The sequence below is a fragment of the Pedobacter sp. CG_S7 genome, assembly GCF_040544395.1.
Lineage (GTDB): Bacteria > Bacteroidota > Bacteroidia > Sphingobacteriales > Sphingobacteriaceae > Pedobacter.
The window spans coordinates 15,014-36,957 of sequence record NZ_JBEONS010000028.1 but is presented as its reverse complement, the minus strand read 5'-3'; the positions used below and the strand labels follow the sequence as shown (position 1 = coordinate 36,957).

Annotated in this window: 17 protein-coding genes, 2 tRNA genes and 1 riboswitch; of the genes, 7 read left to right on the top strand and 12 right to left on the bottom strand. The window is 36.9% G+C overall.

The window, feature by feature from the left end; all coding sequences use genetic code 11:
* Window positions 1-71: 71 nt before the first annotated feature.
* Window positions 72-144: transfer RNA gene (locus tag AAKU52_RS13570), tRNA-Gly, on the top strand.
* Between the two features lie 50 nt (window positions 145-194).
* Window positions 195-279 (top strand) — tRNA-Leu (locus AAKU52_RS13565).
* A gap of 121 nt (window positions 280-400) precedes the next feature.
* On the opposite strand, the gene AAKU52_RS13560 is transcribed toward AAKU52_RS13565, so the two are convergent.
* The 12 genes from AAKU52_RS13560 to AAKU52_RS13505 all read right to left on the bottom strand — a co-directional run bounded on the left by AAKU52_RS13560 (window position 401) and on the right by AAKU52_RS13505 (window position 15,781).
* Window positions 401-787, bottom strand: coding sequence for a hypothetical protein (locus AAKU52_RS13560; RefSeq protein ID WP_354334387.1), 387 nt, complete (start codon window positions 785-787; stop codon window positions 401-403).
* 100 nt (window positions 788-887) lie between these two features.
* Window positions 888-1,115: a type II toxin-antitoxin system HicA family toxin gene (locus tag AAKU52_RS13555; protein WP_354334385.1), complete on the bottom strand. Its 228-nt coding sequence runs from the start codon at window positions 1,113-1,115 to the stop codon at window positions 888-890.
* 765 nt (window positions 1,116-1,880) lie between these two features.
* Window positions 1,881-2,531 carry a phosphatase PAP2 family protein gene (locus tag AAKU52_RS13550; protein ID WP_354334382.1) on the bottom strand — a complete coding sequence of 217 codons (651 nt, stop codon included), beginning with the start codon at window positions 2,529-2,531 and terminating at the stop codon, window positions 1,881-1,883.
* Window positions 2,515-5,565 carry an efflux RND transporter permease subunit gene (locus AAKU52_RS13545; protein ID WP_354334380.1) on the bottom strand — a complete coding sequence of 1,017 codons (3,051 nt, stop codon included), beginning with the start codon at window positions 5,563-5,565 and terminating at the stop codon, window positions 2,515-2,517. Before AAKU52_RS13545 ends, AAKU52_RS13550 begins: the two co-directional genes overlap by 17 nt.
* Window positions 5,562-6,467 (bottom strand): efflux RND transporter periplasmic adaptor subunit, encoded by a 906-nt coding sequence (locus tag AAKU52_RS13540; RefSeq protein WP_354334378.1) that lies wholly within the window; start codon window positions 6,465-6,467, stop codon window positions 5,562-5,564. The genes AAKU52_RS13545 and AAKU52_RS13540 overlap by 4 nt, the downstream gene beginning before the upstream one ends.
* 50 nt (window positions 6,468-6,517) lie before the next feature.
* Complete coding sequence (locus AAKU52_RS13535) at window positions 6,518-7,765, bottom strand: TolC family protein (RefSeq protein WP_354334375.1); 1,248 nt, start codon at window positions 7,763-7,765, stop codon at window positions 6,518-6,520.
* Window positions 7,766-7,851: 86 nt separating this feature from the next.
* A complete protein-coding gene (locus AAKU52_RS13530) occupies window positions 7,852-8,643 on the bottom strand; it encodes a phosphatase PAP2 family protein (protein WP_354334373.1) in 792 nt (263 codons plus the stop codon).
* Between the two features lie 3 nt (window positions 8,644-8,646).
* Window positions 8,647-9,054 (bottom strand): hypothetical protein, encoded by a 408-nt coding sequence (locus AAKU52_RS13525; RefSeq protein ID WP_354334371.1) that lies wholly within the window; start codon window positions 9,052-9,054, stop codon window positions 8,647-8,649.
* Between the two features lie 52 nt (window positions 9,055-9,106).
* Window positions 9,107-10,366 carry a sensor histidine kinase gene (locus AAKU52_RS13520; protein ID WP_354334369.1) on the bottom strand — a complete coding sequence of 420 codons (1,260 nt, stop codon included), beginning with the start codon at window positions 10,364-10,366 and terminating at the stop codon, window positions 9,107-9,109.
* The gene (locus AAKU52_RS13515; protein WP_354334367.1) at window positions 10,363-11,040 is read right to left on the bottom strand and encodes a response regulator transcription factor; all 678 of its coding nucleotides are present in this window, start codon (window positions 11,038-11,040) and stop codon (window positions 10,363-10,365) included. Before AAKU52_RS13515 ends, AAKU52_RS13520 begins: the two co-directional genes overlap by 4 nt.
* Before the next feature lie 122 nt (window positions 11,041-11,162).
* Window positions 11,163-12,596 (bottom strand): SusD/RagB family nutrient-binding outer membrane lipoprotein, encoded by a 1,434-nt coding sequence (locus tag AAKU52_RS13510; RefSeq protein ID WP_354334364.1) that lies wholly within the window; start codon window positions 12,594-12,596, stop codon window positions 11,163-11,165.
* An 11-nt stretch (window positions 12,597-12,607) separates the two neighbouring features.
* Entirely contained in the window at window positions 12,608-15,781 is a 3,174-nt protein-coding gene (locus tag AAKU52_RS13505) for a SusC/RagA family TonB-linked outer membrane protein (RefSeq protein ID WP_354334362.1), read from the bottom strand.
* 333 nt (window positions 15,782-16,114) lie between these two features.
* A riboswitch (SAM riboswitch) is annotated at window positions 16,115-16,220 on the bottom strand.
* Between the two features lie 345 nt (window positions 16,221-16,565).
* On the opposite strand from AAKU52_RS13505, the gene AAKU52_RS13500 reads away from it, so the two are divergent.
* The 5 genes from AAKU52_RS13500 to AAKU52_RS13480 all read left to right on the top strand — a co-directional run bounded on the left by AAKU52_RS13500 (window position 16,566) and on the right by AAKU52_RS13480 (window position 21,896).
* Window positions 16,566-17,612, top strand: coding sequence for a zinc-dependent alcohol dehydrogenase family protein (locus AAKU52_RS13500; protein WP_354334360.1), 1,047 nt, complete (start codon window positions 16,566-16,568; stop codon window positions 17,610-17,612).
* A 327-nt stretch (window positions 17,613-17,939) separates the two neighbouring features.
* Window positions 17,940-18,911 (top strand): GDP-mannose 4,6-dehydratase, encoded by a 972-nt coding sequence (locus AAKU52_RS13495; RefSeq protein ID WP_354334358.1) that lies wholly within the window; start codon window positions 17,940-17,942, stop codon window positions 18,909-18,911.
* Window positions 18,908-20,563: an ArnT family glycosyltransferase gene (locus AAKU52_RS13490; protein ID WP_354334356.1), complete on the top strand. Its 1,656-nt coding sequence runs from the start codon at window positions 18,908-18,910 to the stop codon at window positions 20,561-20,563. Before AAKU52_RS13495 ends, AAKU52_RS13490 begins: the two co-directional genes overlap by 4 nt.
* 4 nt (window positions 20,564-20,567) lie before the next feature.
* Complete coding sequence (locus AAKU52_RS13485; RefSeq protein ID WP_354334354.1) at window positions 20,568-21,095, top strand: glycosyltransferase family 2 protein; 528 nt, start codon at window positions 20,568-20,570, stop codon at window positions 21,093-21,095.
* 153 nt (window positions 21,096-21,248) lie between these two features.
* Window positions 21,249-21,896: a lipid-A-disaccharide synthase N-terminal domain-containing protein gene (locus tag AAKU52_RS13480; protein ID WP_354334352.1), complete on the top strand. Its 648-nt coding sequence runs from the start codon at window positions 21,249-21,251 to the stop codon at window positions 21,894-21,896.
* Window positions 21,897-21,944 lie beyond the last annotated feature (48 nt).

Genomic DNA, 21,944 nt, shown 5'->3' with positions numbered 1-21,944 from the left:
AAACGAAAGAAACTTATTCAAATATCGAAAAGCTTCTTAGTTTATTAGACCTCGGATGAGGACAACAAAATGCGAAAGTAGCTCAGTTGGTAGAGCACGACCTTGCCAAGGTCGGGGTCGCGAGTTCGAATCTCGTCTTTCGCTCTAAAAGCCTTCTTCATTGAGGGTTTTTAATTTTAAAAGGTTTAACACCTGCTCAGATGGTGGAACTGGTAGACACGCAGGACTTAAAATCCTGTGACCTTAAAAGTCGTGCGGGTTCGATTCCCGCTCTGAGTACTGACACAACGTTTAAAACCCTGTAAGTTAACTACTTACAGGGTTTTTTAATTGTCAATATGCAGATTTATATACAATCCATTTTTTTACAGGCGAATTTTCAGATAGACATCTTTTGTTTTTATGCCAATTCTAAAGATGACAGTTCACTGCCTAATTGCTTTATTCCATTCATAATGCGCTGCACCTGTTTCGGTCCTGCTTTTTTATGGCCATTAATGTATTGTGATAGTAATGTTTTATCCATTCCTATACGAGATCCTAATGCGCTTGCATTAATAATTTTATAGTATTCAAAAAATTGAGGTAAGTCAAGCTGAATATTAATAGTGTCAATTGTTACCTCTGGTAAGCCTTTTAATTCGGCTATTGAGTTATAAGCATCTACAATGTTTGTTCTTAATTCGGCCATTGTATCGCCTGATGTTGATGCGTGGATATTATCATCCTCCGCATAAGCTGAAAAACCATCTGCGGTTTTTTCAACAATAAATACGATCTTTTTCATTAGTGGCTATTTTTCTTTTTTATGTGTTCTCTGATCATTCTATTAACGCACGAAAACACTACAAAATGGCTTGTAGAACCTATTATAATTAAAAAGCAGGTTACTTAAGCCCTGCCCGTTTTAGAATCTTTTTTGCTAGTCCGGTTCCTATTTCCTTTGATCCATGCTTTGCGATTGTTTCCTCGCTTCCCTTGATTTCCGGGTGATGCCAAATCTCATGGCTACCTTTCGCATCTCGCAGATAAACATATCCGGCCTTTTTCATTTTCTTAAGTAGCTCATTCCATTTCATCTCTCTTTCTGTTTTGAGATAATCAAAGGTAAACAATTGTATACATATTAATAAACAAAAAGTAAACTATTTTATACTATTTATTTAGATAATTTACAATTGCAGCCAAATAATCTCATTCTTTAAAGCGTATCGCTGCAATAGTGTTATGATAAGCTACTTGAACGCCTTTAATTATGAGGTCTACATTTTCCTACTTACTATTTACTAAAAAAAACGTGCTTTTTTTCTCCTCCAGAAAATTATTGAAGGCTTCTTTTCCAATCAGGTCAAATACAGCGTATCTATATATTTTAAACCGCTTTGTACATTCTTTATCCTCCTCGTACTTTTTTTTTAAAATCAACTGTAAATGAGCCCAGAAACTTTTCCAACTGATACACCAGATTCTGGTTTTCCACCGAGCGGAATACTCATCAAAACTTTATCAAGCTGTGCATCGATAATGTCGCATCCTGACTCTTTCCATTGAAAACTACTACCTTTTTAGCATAATCCTTAAAAAATTTGCATACGGGTTTTTCTCCACTGTAATTTGAAGAATCACTATGAAATTTCTCAGATCAAATACGGTACAGGTTCCCAGATTTTCCATTAGTCGAATAGCGTTTACCAAATTCTCCTGCGATGGCAATTCCATAATCTCCTGAGGTATTATGGTTTTTTACGGATAGCAAGAATACGTAAACCGGTTTTCTTTTGTGCACTTCCGGAAAGGGCAGCTGTTGAAATCTGCATGATCGCTAATAATTTCCTTTTCGTTTTATATTTTTAAGTTGGAATTATTTTTATTGGTGTTGTTTATTTTTTATATAAATAGACCAAGCTATAAAGCACAATGCTTCCGAGGAAATAACCTCCAAGTACATCTGTTAGCCAATGCGCTCCAAGATATATTCTTGATATGGATATCATCATAATGAATAATGCAGAAATGGTTGCAACGGATAATCTAAGTATCTGAGGAATTTCTTTGATGCTGTACATCAGAAAAATTAGGAAGCCAAAAAAAACGGTATAGAAAGTCACATGCCCACTGGGAAAACTTTGCTGGCGGGTGATTTCAATTATACGGACTAAATCTTTTGCTGGTCTGGGTCGGTTTACAAAGTATTTTACAACTGAACTGAATAAACCCGAGAGCAAGGTTAGCGCAATAAATAATGATTGCCTGGTTTTCTTAAAAAACAGAAATATTGCCGCCATTCCAATAACCAATGGGATGGTAACTTTCATATACCCTGGTGTGCTAATGGCTGTCATCATTACATCGAAAAGCGGGCTTGAATTTTCCTGTATCTCAAGAGAAAACCATTTATCAATTATTCCAGTCGGATAAATCACAATAAGCGCTGTAAGGAGTATGAAACCCATTAAGGCTATCATGGCAAGAAGTTGAAAAATAAGTTCCAATTTCTTGTCTTTCGTAATTTTATTAACCCATTCTCTCATTTGGCAACGGATTATGTTTATAAAACCTTCTGATTAAAGTCGGCAGCACAATCAATAATAGTGGTAGCGCCACTAGGAAACCACCGATAACTGAAATAGCAAGAGGCTGATGCAACTGAGCTCCCGCACCAATACCTAATGCTAAGGGCATTAGTGCGATTATGGCACCTAAAGCAGTCATTAATTTTGGACGTAAACGTGTGGAAATGGCAAAAGTAATGGCGTCATCGACATTTTTATCGTGAAGCGATTCCTTAAATTGAAGGAAAGTAAATATCGCATTCTCTCCAATAATACCTACAATCATAATTAAACCTGTATAGCTCCCAACATTCAAAGGTGTACCGGTAATTAATAAACCAATGTAGCTACCCGAAATGCCCAGTACGGAAACGAGGATGATAATAAAAGCTACACGAAAATCTCTAAAAAGAAATAATATAACGGTAAACACCAATAAGCTTGAAGCAATAAGAATGGTTAAAAGTTCTGAAAAAGATTTTTGCTGCTCTTTGTAGGCACCTCCATATTCCATATGATATCCTGAGGGTAAATTCACATTAGACTTAATAACTGACTGAATATCCTTCATCACGCTTCCAAGGTCCCGATTATCCAGTCGTGCGGTAATTGCACCAATGGTCTGCAGGTTCTCTCGCATTACCTCTGCATTACCCATTTTAAGTTCAACCTTAGCCAGATTCTGTATGGGGATTGCCGTTCCATCGTTCAGGAATATCTTGATTGTTGAAATAGCTGATGTCCCGAATTTCCGGCTTCCGGGGTAGACCATCCTTATCGGAGAAAGCTGCTGTTTGTCGTACATCTCACCGATAACACTGCCCTGCATGGCGGTTTGCAATTGCTGCTGAAAGGATAAGGGCGTAATGCCATATTGGGCAAGTGCTGCATAATTTGGCACTATGTTTACTGTAGGGCCTGAAAGCACAATTCCATCAAAAACATCTGCAGTTCCGCTAACCTTAGATACCAATTCGGCTATCTGTTTGGATAGTCCCTGTAACTTTTGCTGGTCGCCGCCAAATACTTTAATTTCAATTGGCTGGGTAGAGCTCATTAAATCCCCTAGCATATCGCCAATAACCTGCCCGAAATCTACAACAAGTCCTGGCTGGGTACTTTCTATATGAGCTCTTATAGCTGCTATCACCTCCTCAGTACGCTTGGTCCTATTCGCCTTAAGCTGAATTAAATAATCACCGGTATTAGGCTCGGTAATAAAGAAGCCCATCTGCGTACCGGTTCTTCTTGAGTAAGCCTGTACATCAGGAATTTTAACGATTTCCTTTTCAACCTCTTTAAGCATTCTGTCAGTCTCTTCAAGCGATGTTCCTGGTGGGGTAGAATAATCCAGAACAATACTTCCTTCGTCCATTTCGGGTAAAAATCCTGTTTGCAATCTTGGGAAAACTATTGCAATGGACGCAACGAGCATCAATAGGAAAATAAAAGTAATGTAAGGACGCATGATAAAATAACGCACCCAGTTCTGGGGTTTTACTTCATGTACAATTACTTCTTTTCCTGCCGACCTTTCTGATGGGTTTTTTGTTAACAATAAATAAATAACCGGCAAAGCAATCCAAGTTACAAAAAACGAGCAGACTAAGATGATTATCATCGTATTGGTCATCACCTGAAAATATGATCCGACTACCCCCGTCATCAGTATGAAAGGCACAAAGATCACAATCGTACTGATTGATGATCCTAACATTGCAGGAAATAAATAGCTTATGGCCTTTCCAAGCAATTTTATCGTCGGCTCCTCCGGATGCTCTTCATGTGTACGATGAATTTGCTCCACAACCACGATCGCATCGTCTATAATTAAACCAATTGCTGCCGCAATGGCACCTAAGGTCATTATATTAAGGGTGTATCCAATCCCCAATAAGAAGATCACGGTCAGGCACAGCGTTATAGGAATCGTAATAAGAATGGTAGCACTGGCTTTTAAAGAGCGGAGAAAAATAACGGCAACAATCATGGCCAATGTAAGGCCTATAAATAAACTATCCCTTACACTTTTAACGGATTCATTTACAAAATCTGCCTGTAAGTAATATGGTTTAATCGTAATTCCAGGAGGCAGGATGTTTTTTAATTGGGCGACCTTTGCTTTCATCTCACTAGACAGGTCAATCAAATTTGCGTTCGGTTGTTTAATCACCGCAATCAAGACTCCATCGTATCCATTCGCATTTATCCTGGTATATTCTACACTCTGCTGAAAACTAACTTTAGCAATATCATTAACCTTCACAATCCTATTCCCCTTACGAGTAAGCACAAGATTTTCTAAATCTGTTTTTGTCTTAACTGAGGCATCGGTAATGGATAAATACAGGAAATTATTATCTGATAAATAACCGTTAGATTTTATAAAATTAGTTTGTAAAAGGGCCTGGTTTATCAAATCCGGAGTAATACCGAGAACCTGCATACGCTGAGCATCAAGCTCCATCCATAGTTCTTTTGTTTTACCACCAATGACCCTAATCTCAGAGACCCCGGAAACCTGGGAAAGAAATGGTTTTACTGTAAAATTTGCAATTTTTTTAAGTTCTGCGGATGAATAGCTATGGCTTTCTAAACTGTATCCACTAACCGGCAGAATTGAAGGGTTCATTTTTTCAACCGAAATATTAACGCCTGGTGGAAGGGTGGCACTAATTTTTGCAATTTGCGATTCTATACGCTGTTGGCTCAAATCAATATCAGCACCCGGGTTCATATAAGCGGAAAGCTCGCAACTGCCGCGACTAGTCGTGCTTCTTATCAGCTGAAGTTCAGGAACCTGTTTAACTGTATTTTCTAATGGGCGGGTAACAGTTACCACCATTTTATCTACGGGCTGCAGCTCTGTATCAGCAATAATTTTAATTTTCGGAAAGGTGATTTCCGGAAAGAGGCCGGTTTTCAAGTGAAAAAAAGAATAGACGCCACCAACGAGGATGATGACCATTACCGCCAGGATAGAATTCTTATGAATTATAAAAAAGTTTTTCATGGCTTCTTCTGGATCTTTACTTTTGCAGTATCAGCAAGGCCATAATTACCTGTTTTAATTATGCGATCTGTTTTAGAAAATATTGGTTTAAGAATCTCTACACTGCCAGCCCCTTCAATTCCTTTTTCAACAATAACCTTTATAGCTGTGGAGTCATTAATTAATTTCATTACCCAGAATTCATCTTCTATTTCGTTTGATAATATCGCTGATTTTGGTAATATCCGTGCTTTCGGATGGGCTGATTTGGTTAACCGCACCTTAGCGATCAACCCTTCGGGAATATCCTTTTTAGCATTAACCTTTATGATGTAACGTTGTGTTTGCGCAAGAGAGTCAACGGCAGGCATTGTTCCAGAGACCATTCCGGAAAGTTCTACACCATCTGGAAGAATTACATTCAGATTTTGATTGCCAGAAATTATCTGGTTAAGCTCATAAGGCAGGTCAAGTAAAAAAACAAGGCTGTTTCGGTTACTTATCGTTGCCATCGCTTCACCATCCTGAACATAGTCACCTTTCTGATGGTTTACCTGAACTACAATTCCCATTCCATCTGCGCTGATGACAGATACACCGGAGAACTTGAAATTGGGATCCAGTTTATTTACGGTATTACCGATAGATCGGGCTTCCTTTGTGATAAGTGAAAAAAGGAGTTGACCTCGGCCCACTTGCTGTCCCAATTTTATATTTGCCTTTTCCACATAACCATTGATATTGGCCTTTACGAAGCTTTTCTCAAGATATGCTGACACAGCAGAGATATCTATATAATCATTCATAGCACTATCAGTTACGCCAGTGACCTCAACAGGGGTAACAGTTAGTGGAGCATCTGCTGTTACTTCTGGAGCATTGTTTACACAGCTTGAAAAAAGAAACATTATAATGCCAAACATAAATATTGATGAGGTCCTACCGCTAATTTGTTTTTGATATCCATTCATAATTATTTATTCCAATAGTTGTATTGATTGATAAGTTTCAACCGATTAATAGTGGTTTGCCTAAATAAGTTCTGGGCAGCCATATAATTGTTTATCGCAATTACAAAGTCTGCAATTCTCAAATCTCCAGTATGAAGGAGTTTACTGTCGACATCTATAAGGGCTTTACTAAATTTTATCTGCTCGTTTATCTTTACAAAAAGTACATCCGTTTGGGCAATTTGTTGACGAATTAGGATTAACTGCTGGGCTTGCTGACTAACAAAGAAATTTTTGTAGGCTGAAATTGTATTTGAAGATATCGCCAGTTTATCATATTGCATTTTCCTTTGTTGACCATCATAAATGGGCACTGAAAAAGTAAAGCCAACACTGGCTCCAAAATTTTTATAAGGTTGTAAAATAAGGGAAGAGCTGTAACCACCATTTGCATAAATCCCAAGTTTAGGTTTATAACTTAGATTAATCTCCTGCCTTATATTTTCATTTTTCAAACTATCAATGGAAAATTTTTGCAAGAAGAAATTTCTATCAGTATGTATTCCACTATTATCAATTTTAGGCTGCGTTAAAAGCATTGATGTCGTATCAATAACACCGGAAATAAAGGCCAAGGTTGCATAATCATTTTGCAACTGTAATTCAGATTGTTTCGCAGCCAGCTGCTGTTGCTGTAGGGTAACCAGAAAGGTCAGGTATTCTGATTGCTTGTAAATATTGCTTCGGGTTAGTTGTTTAAGCAATACCTCTTCTTTTTCCAGTAAAAAGACAACCTCTCTATTAAAGTCACGTTGTTCCTGGCTCCCATAGGCCAGCAGATATTGATCAACTATCGATCGGTTGAGGTCATAAAGAGAAATCATGCTCGCATAAAGTATGGAATCACGCTGGATTTTAACCCCCTCCAACTGGTTGCTGATGCGCTTTTTATTCAGCAAATCGTAATCCAGTTTAAGGTAACCCTCCAGTGAATGTCCGTTCGTAATCACTTCATCATATCCGTAACCCCGGATAATTGGGGCGTATAATCCAGCGCCATTAGCTGTAAGTTGTGGTTTTGCTGTTGCTTTAATAATGAGGCTATCAATTCCTGATGATCTCTGCTGATTTTGCTGATCTTTCAAAAGCGGGCTTGAAGCGCGTGCCTGATTCAGGTAATAATCCAGATCTCGCGTGGGATTCTGGGCAAAAGCCTTTACAGCAAAGAGGCTGAGACAAATGATAAAAAGATATTTATTAAGATTATTCATTTTTATGCAACAAATAAAAAGCTATTGAAACTTACCAACGTAATTCAATAGTAAGTTAAGAGAAATTATGGAGCAACGCTGTCGTTTTAAAATTTTCCAGACAGCATTAAACCTGTCGCACCCTGCCCCCGAAAAGGCATTAAAGTAAAATTCCCTTCTTTCTTAGTGGTAAACAGACTTTTTATATAAGGATAGACCAGATAGGAAATTTTGGTAGAGGCTATACCAAAACCGGCACCTGCAACTACATCGCTGAACCAATGCTTGTTATTATACATCCGAAGGGTTCCTGTAGCTGTAGCTACAAAATAACCTGCATAACCAATCAATGGGTTCACGTCTTTATACTCCTGATACAAGAATTCTGCAGCCATGAAGGATGATGCTGTATGCCCGGAAGGGAAAGAGTTATTCCCTCGCTCATTTGGCCTCATGCGCCCCACACCCTGCTTAACAAAGTGTGTAGAAGCCCCCATAATTGCAACAGAAGTGACATACAACATGGAAGCATCAAATAAATTATGTTTACCTTTTATTCCTGATAGATTAAGGGCATAAACGGCAGCTGCAGGAACAAATTGAAGATAATCATCTACGTGTGCGGCAAATAAAGGGTGATCTTCCTGAAGCTCCGCTTTCGTGCTCACATCAAGTTGTCTTAATGCGCCATGATCATAAACCGATGCAAACCCGTAACCAATCAAAACTACAGGTGCTATGAAAGCAGTGGCTTTGAATTTACGTTTCGGAATCTCTTTTCCTGTGTACCAGCTTCCAAGGGAATCAGGTTTTGTTATCAGGATAGATTCAGTAGTCTGCGAAAAAGCGAAAAGGTTGAATATAAAAATAGCGGAAACCGTCAGGAAGAATCTAACCATGTCTTAAAGTTTTACCAAGTTACCTTTTGCATCAAAAATAAGGTCTTTTCCCTTTACTTCTGCTTCATAGTTCACCGTACCATCCGATTTGGTAATTTTTGCGGCTTCAGCTATCTTCATGCCTTTTAATTTGGCAAGAACAGCTGAAGGAAGTTCAGCACTTTTAATTTCCACTTCAGTTTCTAAAAGCTTTCCAATTGCAGAATAAACTTCCGAGGTTTCTTTTCCGGCGGCTATAAAGCCTGCTTCGTAATCCTTTTTCTCCATTTCCCAAGTAACTTTGGTTCCATGGTGCAGTTTTGCAAAGGAAGTTTTAACTGGTGCAGGCACTTTATCGCCACTAACCTTCTGTGCATTTGCAGCAGTTGCAGCGCAAACTATTGCTAATAGAATTCCAAAAAATCTTTTCATAGTTTTATTTTTTTATTTAAAGCTACGAGTCAATTATGAAGCAATTCTGTAGTTAGGATTCTGAATTAAAATAAACAGAGAAAAAATGTTTGCCGTTGAGATTGGCATGTTCCAAACTAAATCCATACAGGTTGCAAATTTGCTTAGTAATAGCCAAACCCAAACCCATTCCATCAGATTCAGCAGATTTTGAAAAGCGATCGAATAAATCAGTTTGCATATTCAAATCTTTTCCAGAGTTCGAAATAGTTAATTTTTCATCTACAAGTAATAAGTTAATCTCTCCCCCATGTATATTGTGCTTCACCGCATTGCTGAAAAGATTATTTAATAAAATGTCTGCCAAATATTTGCTCATTTTAACAGTTTGGGGATTCGATATCCATTCGATCTTCAGCTCATCTCGTTCAAAGAGCTCATGAAATTGCCGTATTTTACCGCTGATTAATTCAGCCATATCAACTTCCTGCACATCAGAAATCAGGTTGTTTTCTATTTTCGCAAGCAAAAGCAACGATTGGTGCAAGCGCGATAATTTACCAATAGCATGATAAATATCTTCTATCAATACGCCCTGTTGTTCGGTAAAAGACTCGGTTTGGAGCAGTGAATCCAATTTGGAATTGATAACTGCCAAGGGCGTCATCATTTCGTGTGAAGCATTATCGGTAAAACTTTTGAGTTCACGGTAATCTTTACGAACCTTTTCGGCCATTGCATTTACAGAAGCATTCAGCTGTATAAATTCATCAATTTTGGTAGGTTCTTCTTTTATATTTTCCGTCGAAGTCACCTCAAATGCCTTTATTCGATTCAAGATGCTATAGAATGGTTGCCAGAGCCTATTCAGCAAAAACCTGTTAATCAGCAAAAGTGCAACAAGCAAAATCACAGTTACTGCAAGGGTAATTAATAAAATCACCCGTACTAAGTCTTCAGCTTCTAGTCTTGATTTGGTAATCCTAACCTCATAAACCTGCTCACGTAATTTTACCCAGGTAAAAAGACTTCGACCAGGTTCTTCTTCTTTTTCTTTCAAATTGAAATAAGTCGTGTAAGAGAAATCCCTTTTTTCTGAACCGAGCTTTATTTTTTTATAAGAAACTTGCTGATCGATAAAACTTGCAGGCAAAGGTAACTGGCCGTAGGTAGCTGTATATTGGCGAATCTCATCTTCCTCAACAGCTAAATCCTTATCAAGTTTATCTGTTAAAATGGAATGAATAAAAAGATAATAAATTCCACCTGTTATAATTAGAGTTATAATAGAAGTAAGAATGTTTACCCTGTTGTAATTAGTCGAAAGTCTCATCGTTCGCTAAATTTATAACCGATACCATAAAGTGAGCGCAAATAATCTTTAGCGCCTGCCTCCATCAGTTTTTTTCTTAAATTTTTTACATGAGTATATATAAAATCAAAATCATCAGACATGTCCATTTCATCGCCCCAGAGGTGTTCTGCCATTGCATTTTTTGAAACCACTTTATTTTTATTGGAAAGAAAATAAACCAGTAAGTCAAACTCTTTTTTGGTGAGTATCACGTTTGCTTTATTTACATTTACTAACATTCCAGAAACATCAACAGAAATCTCGTTAAATATGATAATATTATCTCCATTAAAGTTTTTTCTTCTCACAATAGCACTCACCCTGGCTTTAAGTTCTGAAAGGTGGAACGGTTTAACCAGGTAATCATCAGCTCCAAGATCAAGTCCGGCAAGTTTATCATCCAGTGAGTGTCTTGCAGAAATAATCAATACGCCATCCTTTTTCTTAAGTTCTTTTATTTTATTAAGAATACTTAACCCTTCTCCCCCTGGCAAACCAAGATCAAGCAGGATACAATCATAATTGTAAATACTTATTTTTTCCATCGCTGAATGGAAATCAGCTGCATATTGACAAATATTTCCTTCACCAGTAAAATAGTCCAGAATACTTTCAAGCAATGCCAGCTCGTCTTCTACCACAAGTATTTTCATAATGTAAAATAATATATTTTGATCTTAACTTATTAAAATTGGTAAATTAAAAATTAACCTCATGCAAAAGCCCCCAAAAAGCAAGAAACTTAATGGGGGCTTTTTAAATCTTTTTGACACTCTTAGTAAGCATCAAACCACAATTTGGTGGTTAATAAATCGACACCCTGGTTAGCTACCGCATTTTTATAACTCTGGCCATTTAAAGATTGTTCCGTTCCAGGATAAATAAAACGAACTGGAATTTTTCCATCTAACACCGTATTTACCGAGGCTGTTAATTGCGGGTAATCAAGCCTGCGTCTTTCTGTCCAAGCTTCCAAACCTTGTCCGAAAAGTGCGATCCATTTTTGCTCACCTATTGACTTCTTGTAATTTGCGGCATCATACTGAACCGAAGCCTGACCTAAATAAGTTGTTGCTACAGCATCAGAAACATTATACTGCTTTAAAGATGCTCTAATTGCCTGTTGATATAAGTCGGCTGCGTTTTCGGTAGTAAAGCCTCTTGCGGCAGCTTCTGCCCTACCAAACAACACCTCAGCATAACTAAAAATAACTGCAGGTGCCTGTGGCAAAAGAAAATAGGCTCCCGGTTTAGATGTTTTTGCAAACCCAATAATACTAGCCTCAGAATTGGTTAAACCGTTTGGCAAGCCCACATATTCTGCTGGCGTAGCGATTTGTGTTTTACTCGCATAAATTGCCAGTCTTGGATCGTTCAAACTAAATAATTTAGTTACAATGGTTTTACTTATCCTGTAATCATCTCTGTTCTCAAATTGAGCTCCTATTGGATTTTGCTGTGGGGAGAGCTGATAAACCAATTGTGCAATAGCCGTATTGTCGTTAAGGTATAGATCGCCATCAGCTTTGATTTCATCTAAAACCTGTTTTGCTTTTGCAGGTTCTTTATCCGCAATGCGAAGTGCTATTTTCAGTCTTAGTGAATTGGCTAGTTTTTTCCATCTGTCAATATTTCCATTGTAAATAAGGTCGCCCGCTATTGCTTTTCCTGCCGGATCCAAAGTCGTTTTAGCTGTTTTAAGATCCTCCAATAAACCAAAATAAACATCTTTTTGCTTATCATAAGTGGGTGTGATAAACTCGTTTAACTTTCCCGCCTGCGAATACGGAATATCTCCATATGCATCGGTAAGTAAAAGAAACACCCAAGATCTTAGTGTTAAGGCCACTCCTTTATAATTTGGATTGCTCGTAGTATTTCCTATTTCTATAATTTTATCAAAGGCGTTAATACTCTGCGAATAACCGACAGACCAAAGCGAAACAAAACTACTATTTGAAAATATAAACCTGTCTTCTTCTGTATATTGAACCTTTGCCCAATGTTGCGCAAAAAGTAAGCTAGAATTCATATTATTGGTTACTCCCCAATAAGCATCTACTGTATTTTTAATAGCCCCCGTTAAAAGGTAATCGGGCTGCGCATTTTCTGTGGCATTTGGATTGATGTTCACTTTATCAAGTTCCTTACTACATGAAGCAAGTGAAAGCGCTAACATAGCAATGATATATATTCTATTCTTTTTCATGTCTGGAAATGTTAAAATTTAATGTTAAGATTTAGTCCGTAAGAACGCGTAGTTGGATTGGAGAGACTTTCTATGCCCTGTCCGTTTCCAGTATTGAAGGCAACCTCAGGATCTATATCTTCCACGTTACGATGGATGATCATCAGGTTACGGCCTACCAGCGAAACAGAAACCCCTTGAAGATTTAAAGAACTGATCCACTTTAATGGAAGGTTATAGCTTAATTTAACTTCACGTAACTTTACATAAGAAGCATCAAAAATGTTGGCTTCATTAATGGTACGGAAAGATTTGTAATACTGTTGTGCTGGGAGAATTTTCTCGTTACGTTTTCCATCAGCCGTTACACCATCGAATATAATTCCATCATCATAAACTGTTACTCCGGCTGGTGCAGCTGCACCGCTTGCTAATCTAACCGTTCCATTCCCCTTTAAATCGCCAGGATAATAATAAGAGATACCACCATATTCAGCAGCTCTTCCTGGTAGTGTTGAGGCTAAAATACCTGTATAAGTTCCGGTTGAATAAGTTCCGTTATAAATTGAGCCGCCAAAACTAGCGTCAACCAAAATACCTAGGCTAACTCCCTTATAACTAAATGTATTTGAAATCCCTCCTATCCAGTCTGGAGTATATTTGCCCAATACTTTTTTGTTTGGATCAGCTTGTGGCGTTCCGGTTGCATTAACAACTATATTTCCATTGCCGTCTCTTAAAAAAGCATTCCCGAACAGCGCTCCATAAGGCTCACCTACAGCTGCAATTACCTGTACAGTACTTGTACTAACCACATAATTCTGTAGTAAGCCAGCTTTGTCAAGTTCAATTACTTTACTTCTATTGGCTGCATAATTCAAATCTATATCCCAGGTAAATGCTTTTCTTATTGGTGTTATGCCGAATTGAACTTCAATACCCTTATTATTAATTTTACCTGCATTGAACAATTTTGAACGAAACCCTGTACTCTGACTTACATCTACACTCAGAATTTGGTCATAACTATTTGTATTGTATAAACTCAAGTCAAAACGAAGTCTTTTATCAAATAACACTGCTTCTGCACCTATCTCTGAGGACGTTGTAGTTTCTGGTTTCAAGTCTGGATTGTAATCCGTTGAAGATGGGGAAAGCTGTGGATTGGAACCGAATGGCGCACCAAAAACATAGGTATTCAACAATTGGTAAGGATCTGCATCTTTACCCACCTTCGACCAGCCTCCACGGATTTTCGCAAAATTCAATACGCTACTTTTAATATCAAAAGCTTCAGTTAGTACCATACTTCCGTTAAAAGAAGGATAAAAGTAAGACCTGTTTTCTGCCGGTAAAGTCGACGACCAGTCGTTACGGGCAGTAACGTTTGCATATAGATAATTTCTAAATCCAATTTGCGCTGAGGCATATCCGCTATAAGATTTCAGGTCGGTAAATCTATTAGATGAAGTTAAAGGATCTCTGGAATTACTCAAATTATACAGACCAGCAACGGCTAATCGTGGTGCACTTTGATCATTCTGTTCGATGTAGCGGGAACGGATGTTAGTCCCTAATAAAGCCTCCAAACTGAAATCTGTATTCAACTGTTTAGTAAAGTTTAAGGTGGCATCTGTATTGTTTTCATTGACAGTAAACGCACTTTCTGTATACGAACCAAACAGCGTACCACTTGTACCATAAGCTACCTTAATTTTGCGGCGATCGTTATAATAATCTGTTCCCGAACGGAGGTTAAACGCTAAACCGTCGATAATTTTATAATTCAAACCAATACTTCCAATTAATCTGTTTCTGTTCTGTGAAACCGTATTTTCATAAGCTACCCAATAGGGGTTACTGTAATAACTGTTGTTCCAATTGAAGGTATTTCCGTTCTCATCCAAATAATTTTTCAATCTATTGACATCTACCTGTCTTCCAAACCAAGTAAACTGGAGCATTGTACTTGTAGCTCTGGAACCACCCGTTCCAGGTAAATTATCAGTACCTAGTTTGCTATAGTTCGCATTTGCGCTAATGGTCACTTTTGGTGTTAACCTTAAAGTTGTGTTCAACGCAAAAGAGTTTTTACCCTGACCCGAATTTGGAACCACGCCTACTTGCTTCAAGTTATTATAGGATAAGCGATAATCGATCTTTTCAGTTGCATCTGCTACAGAAATGCCATTGCTTAAGGAATAACCGGTTTCAAAAAAATCCCTGACATTATTAGGATGCGCTACAAATGGAACGGGTATGCCTTTAGAATAAAACTGTGGAATCAATCTTCCATCAAGTTTGGGGCCCCAACTTTCATCAACACCATCGTTTATACCAGCACCTTTTCCATCAACATAGCTAAACTTACCTTCTGAGCCCTGTCCAAATGCATTTTGATACACTGGAAGGGTAAGCAAACTTTCTAAAACTGCATTAGAGTTGAAGGTAATCCCCAGTCCTTTATTCGACTTACCCGTTTTTGTTTTGATAATAATTACACCAGCCGCCGCTCTTGATCCATATAGTGCTGCTGCATTTGGTCCTTTTAAGACACTCATTGATTCAATATCATTAGGGTTGATATCAGAAATGGTATTGGCAAAATCTCTTGCACCTGCAGAATTGAGTTGCGAATTATCTACCGGAATCCCATCTACCACAAAAAGAGGCTGATTATTTCCAGAGATAGAAGTTTCTCCCCTAATTACTATTCGCGAAGATCCCATATTTCCCTGACTATTGGTAACCCTCACACCTGCAACTTTACCTGCAAGGGCATTCACTAAATTTGTTTCTTTAGCCTCAGCAAGATTATCACCCTTAAGCTCCTGAACTGCGTATCCTAAAGATTTTTTTTGTCTGGAAATACCTAATGCAGTTACCACAACTTCATCTAATGCATTATCGCTGTCTTTAAGTATAACTTCTAAAGAATTAGTGCTGTTATCTACCTCAACTTCTTTTGTAGAAGACCCGATATAGGAAAATACCAAGGTACTTTTACCTGTTAGCGTGATGGAAAAAATGCCTTTCCCATTGGTCATAACTGCTTGTTTTGCGCCTTTAACAAATACCGAAACACCTGGTAAGGTTACGCCATCTGCAGATTTTACAGTACCTGATACCTTAATATTCTGGGCCTGTACTATTTGTGAAAGCAACAGCAAAAAGAGAATTGCCGACAGCTTAATTTTCTTGAACATAATTGGATATATTAATAATTTTAATTAATGCGTTTCCTAAAATCGAGGCATAGCAGTTGCATTTCCCTGCCAGGGACAATTTTAAAAGACTTGAAAAATGATTGTTAATTTGGGCTGAAATGCCCTGATATTTATTACTCCCTAAGTACAGCAACAAATATCGATGCGCATTCGAAGGATTAGACAGGTAAGTAAGTTTTTTTTCATCGTAATTAATTTTAACTTTTAAATAATTTACCTATCAATCAAGTTTCAAGAAGCTGCTGAATAAAGAAGCACCTCCGTAAACCAGAAGTGCTACATATATTTATAAAAATATTTTTGCATTCAACTGACTTAACTTCCCCAAATATTTTTGGGTTGGATTTAGCACCATTTACAATTGTTAATGGTTGCTAAGGTATCAACGGGCCATTCCCTCCACCTTTCTTGATAAGTATTTCAAAATAACTAGCGCAAAGATAGTATAAAAAATATATAGTCTATATAATTTATAGATTTTGTTTCTCTTTGCTTATCACTTCAACTCCTCTTCTTATCTAACATTTATATAAAAAACCATTTTAGTATTGCTGTGTTTAAAGAAGACCACCGCTTTCCTTTATTTTAAAAATCTCAATGACAACATTCTACAAACATAAATCACGCTAAAATAGAATAACACTAATCATTTATTCGATAGCATTTAAAAGGAATAAAGAATATTTCAATTAAAGAAATCTGGTACTATTTCAGACAATTAGCGCTCGAACCACTACATTTTATAATAATTAAACCAATAAATATGAAAAAAATGATGAAAGGCCTTGTCTATGGCGGACCAGGAAAAATTGAATTAAAAGATTTACCACTACCAGCAATTGAAAAACCGACAGATGCGCTGGTGAAAATTCTAAAAACCACTATATGTGGCACTGATTTAGGTATTTTACATGGCAAAACGCCGAGCTGCAAACCCGGAACAACCCTAGGACATGAAGGGGTTGGTGTTATTGAGGAATTAGGGGCAGGTGTTAGAAACTTTAAAAAAGGTGATCATGTTATCATTTCCTGTATCACCTCTGATGGAACATGTGAATACTGCAAAAAACAAATGTTTAGCCACTGTGAGGATGGCGGCTGGATTTTAGGGCATTTGATTAACGGTACCCAGGCAGAATATGTCAGGATTCCTCATGCCGACAATAGTCTGCATTCTATTCCTGCAGGTGCTGATGAGGAAGCATTGGTGATGTTAAGTGACATATTACCTACTGGTCATGAAATTGGCGTTTTAAGCGGACAAGTAAAACCTGGTGACACTATTGCTATTATTGGCGCAGGGCCAATTGGCCTTTCGGTATTACTCACTGCTCAATTCTACTCTCCTGCAAAAATATATATGGTAGACCTCGATGAAAATCGATTAAGTGTAGCGAAAAAATTTGGAGCAACCGATATCATTAATTCTGAGAAGGAAGATGCGGTAAAAAAGATCATGGCAGAAACCAAGGATGGTGTAGATGTAGCCATTGAAGCTGTTGGCTTACCAACAACTTTTGATGTTTGTCAAAAAATAATTCGCCCCGGAGGCCATATTGCCAATGTTGGCGTGCATGGAAAAAGTGTTGACCTTCAGCTACAGGAGCTATGGATTAAAAACATAACCTTGACTACCGGTCTGGTCAATACCAATACAACACCTATGTTATTAAAAACAGTTACTTCAGGAAAGTTGAATCCTAAACAATTAATTACCCACCATTTCAAATTGAATGATATACTTCATGCCTATGAGGTATTTGGAAATGCTTCAAAAGAAAAAGCAATGAAGGTGATCATTGAACCCTGAAAAAAAGTTTGTCCTAAAGTTATTTTTGCCAGGTCGTTGGCAGGTCCTTACTAGGTGGTTGGTAGGTCCTTGGTAGGTCTAAATGACCTGCAAACGACCTATCAATGATCTGCTAAAATTCCGCCATAAATCAATTGTCCTATACCGCATGCTATTTCCAAAAACAACCATAAACAACAAAGCCTGTTTTAGAAGCTGATTACTCAGCTCTAGCTTTAAACATTAATCAAAATATTATTTAAAAAATTAAATAAGCAAAATTTAAATAAAAAATAATTTTGTTTTTTTCTACTGCTAATAGCTAAATTACACTTAAACAAGTTACCAATGAATACCTATTTAGTTACTGGAGGAGCAGGTTTTATCGGATCTCATTTATGTAACGCTTTAATATTACAGAACCATAAAGTCATTAATGTCGACAATTTTGATTCTTTCTATGATCCTGAAATTAAAAGGAAAAATGTAAAACATTTAATTAACCATAAAAACCATGAGCTGCAGCAGGTAGATATTAGGGATAAAAGCGCATTAAAAAAGATTTTCGAACAAAACAGGATCGATGGAGTTATACACCTTGCAGCATTGGCGGGTGTACGCCCAAGTATTGAAAACCCTGTTTTATATGAAGAGGTAAATGTAAAGGGAACAATAAATTTGTTAGAATGCCTGAAGGAATACGAAGTTCATCAATTAATATTTGGCTCTTCTTCATCAGTATATGGAAATAGTGACTTTAAGTTACCATTTAAAGAAAATCAAATCCTTGGGCCTATGATCAGTCCTTATGGCATAACAAAGAAATCAGCTGAGGATTATTGCTATTTATACCATTATTTATACCAGATAAATACCATTGCACTGCGCTTTTTTACGGTTTATGGCCCTTGTCAGCGGCCAGATCTTGCCATTTATAAATTCACAAAAATGATCCTCCAAAACCAAACTATTCCTTTATTTGGTGATGGAAACAGCATGCGTAATTATACTTACGTTAGCGACATTGTTAAAGGTATCCAACTGGCTATTAATTACCTGGATAAAAAGAAGAATGTATTTGAAGTCATTAATTTGAGTGGCGATAAGTCTGTTAGTTTAATACAACTACAGGTACTTCTAGAAAAAGGTTTAGCAAAAAAAGCAGTCATCAACCAATTACCGATGCAGCCCGGAGATGTTTTAGGCACTAATGCCGACATCAATAAGGCTCGAGAATTACTTAATTATTATCCGGAAACAACCATAGAAGAGGGCATCATAAACTTTATTAATTGGTTTAAAACAGTACACAAATTATGATAAGCCTTCTTAATTCAACAAAACTTGGAATTCTGTTTGCTGTACTTTTATGTGCGCTGTTTTGGCAATTGGGAAGTTGGGGGGTAATAGAGAGCAGTGAGGCACGATATTCCGAAATTTCCAGGGAAATGCTGGAAACAGGAAATTGGTTAAAGCCACAATATATGCAAATAATGCATTTTGACAAACCACTAATGACCTATTGGATTACAGCAATTGGTTTAAAAATATTTGGAGTTAATGCCTTTGGTGCGCGCTTCTTTTTACAAGTAGCCTATTTGTTGCAAATATTTCTGGTTTACAAAATAACTATTGGATTGTTTGATCAAAAAAGATTAGCAATATTTGCCGCCTTTTTATACTGCGGAATACCCTTGGTGCTTATCTCTGTCCGTAATTTAACCACCGATGCGTACTTAAACACTTTTGCATTGTTAGCCGTTTTATGCTATTTAAACTATTATAAAAAGTCAGCTATAAAATGGCTCTATTTCTACTTTTGCTGTTTAGGTTTAACCATTTTGACCAAAGGCCCATTTGGGCTGTTATTACCTTTATTAGCCATCTATCCTATTCAAAAGCTGTTAAATTCAAAACCTAATATCGTTACCAAAATTAAAAGTATTCACATTTACCTAGGTATTCTGCTTGCTATAATCGTAGGCGGCTGGTGGTTTTTCTATTTAATGTATAGCTCGCCTAAATTTTATAATTTCTTTGTAAATGAACAGTTAATAAATAGAGTTGCTAATGCTGACACCATGAAAAGAAGTAAACCTTTTTGGTATTATTTTGCATTGCTGCCTTTGTTTGTGCTACCGCAGCTGAGTCTATTTATTGGAAGTCTGAGAGGGTACTTAAAACAAAAAAAGTCTGACTTAAAATGGCTAATCCTCATGTCCATCGTCCTTCCGCTGCTGTTATTTTCTTTATCCAGCTCCAAGCTTATCTTATATATTTTACCAATCATGCCCTTCATAGCCATAATATCTGCGTATTATTTATATCACCTGGAAGATCAAAAAGTTAAAGGGCACTTTATTTACATCTTTACCGTCTATTCCATAATTGCATTAGCACTTATCGTTTTATGTTTTGGTTTTGTACCTCAGTTTAATTATCAGGCCAGTAATTTCCAGTTCGTTTTAATATTATTATTGGTTCTTTATTTTTACTTCATCCTATATAAACTTAAAAACTACAAACATAAAATCTTGTTGTCGTTTCTAATACTCCCGATATTCCTAATCCCTATTTCAACAGACTTATTGAAGAAATTAGAAGTGGAAATCAATCCTATATCAGCAGTAACTAGTTTCATAAAAAGCAAGCACATGGAACATCAAAATATTATTGTTTGGAATAGGGCCATAAATGCTATTTGCTTTGATTTGCAACGACAAACTTATAGTGTAAAATACGACCATTATTCTCTCCTCCGGAATACAAATTTCCAACTCAACTTCAATTGGGAAAAACACTTGATTGATGCTAAACGAGCCGATGAACTTTCTTATTTAAACAGAATAGCACAATCGCCCTCAGTTTTGATCACTAGAGATGGTATTCCTGAAAAATATAGTTGGCTGTTAAGTTCGTATAACCAGCAAAAAGCTATCGGCAAATGGACAATTTATTACAAGAAACAATAAAGAAATGAGTTACCTAATGACCATCATTGTTCCCGTTTACAATGAAGAAGCTAATTTAGACCGCGTAATTAGCACTTTTAACGATTACCTTTCTATAAGTACCACTAAAAGTAAGGTGCTATTTATTGATGATGGTTCTATAGATCAGAGTTTTAAAAAAATTGAATCGGTATGTGCTTTTAATCCTAGTTTCGAATTTATAAAGTTCAGCAGGAATTTTGGCTTAAGTACAGCAATAAAGGCTGGTATTGATCATATTACTACACCACTTATAGGTTATATTGATGCTGATTTACAGACCACTCCTTTTGATTTCGACTTACTTTTAAGCGAAATGAAGGATAATACTTTAATAACAGGTTATCGTGGCAATAGAAAAGATACAATCAACAAACGGATCCAATCAAAAATCGCTAATTTCATTCGCCGCAGCTTAATAAATGATGGCATTATTGATACGGGCTGTCCTCTTAAGATCATGCGTACGGCAGCAGTAAAAAAGATTCCTTTTTTTGACGGCATGGCACCGTAAAACAGGTTAATGTGCGCCACTTCCCACGAATCGCCGGGAAATCTAAATTCAGTATTTTCAATCGTTCCATAAAACCTTTGCAGGATGCGTTTGCCTATCGTTGGATGCGAAAACGTTATATCAATTATGAAATTGAAATCATCAAAATGAGGAATGGCGACGCAAATTCATAACTATTTAATTTATGCCATCGGTTTTACCGCGCAGCTTCTTTTTTCATGGAGAATGATTCAGCAATGGATTTCTTCTGAAAAAACACAAAAAACGCAAGTGCCTAAACAATTTTGGATACATAGTTTATTAGCTTCATTTTTACTGTTTATTTATGGCTGGTTTAGAAATGATTTTGCCATTGTTTTAGGTCAGTCAATTACCTATTTTATCTACATCCGCAATATGCAACTTCAGGGTGCCTGGCAGAAACCCCATCAGCTACTAAAACTTTTCTTACTGCTGTTTCCTGTATTTATCCTGATCTATTCTTTCAACAACAATCAAATAGACCTGCACAGGTTTTTTAAAAATGAAAACATACCGCACTGGTTAATTATTTTAGGCAGCGTCGGTCAGCTGATTTTTACTTTTCGCTTTATTTACCAAATGGCCTATTCTGAAAAAAGAAAAACATCTCTCCTTCCCCTGGGCTTTTGGCTAATCAGTCTTTCGGGCTGCATATTAATACTAATTTATGCAATAATCAGAAAAGACCCTGTTTTATTGATCGGACAGATTGCTGGATTTGTCGTCTATATAAGAAATATAGCAATAATCAGAAAATTAAATCGCCCTCAAATAGATTGAACGTTACTTAATTAAAAATAATGACGAACTTGTGCTAACAAGCTTAAA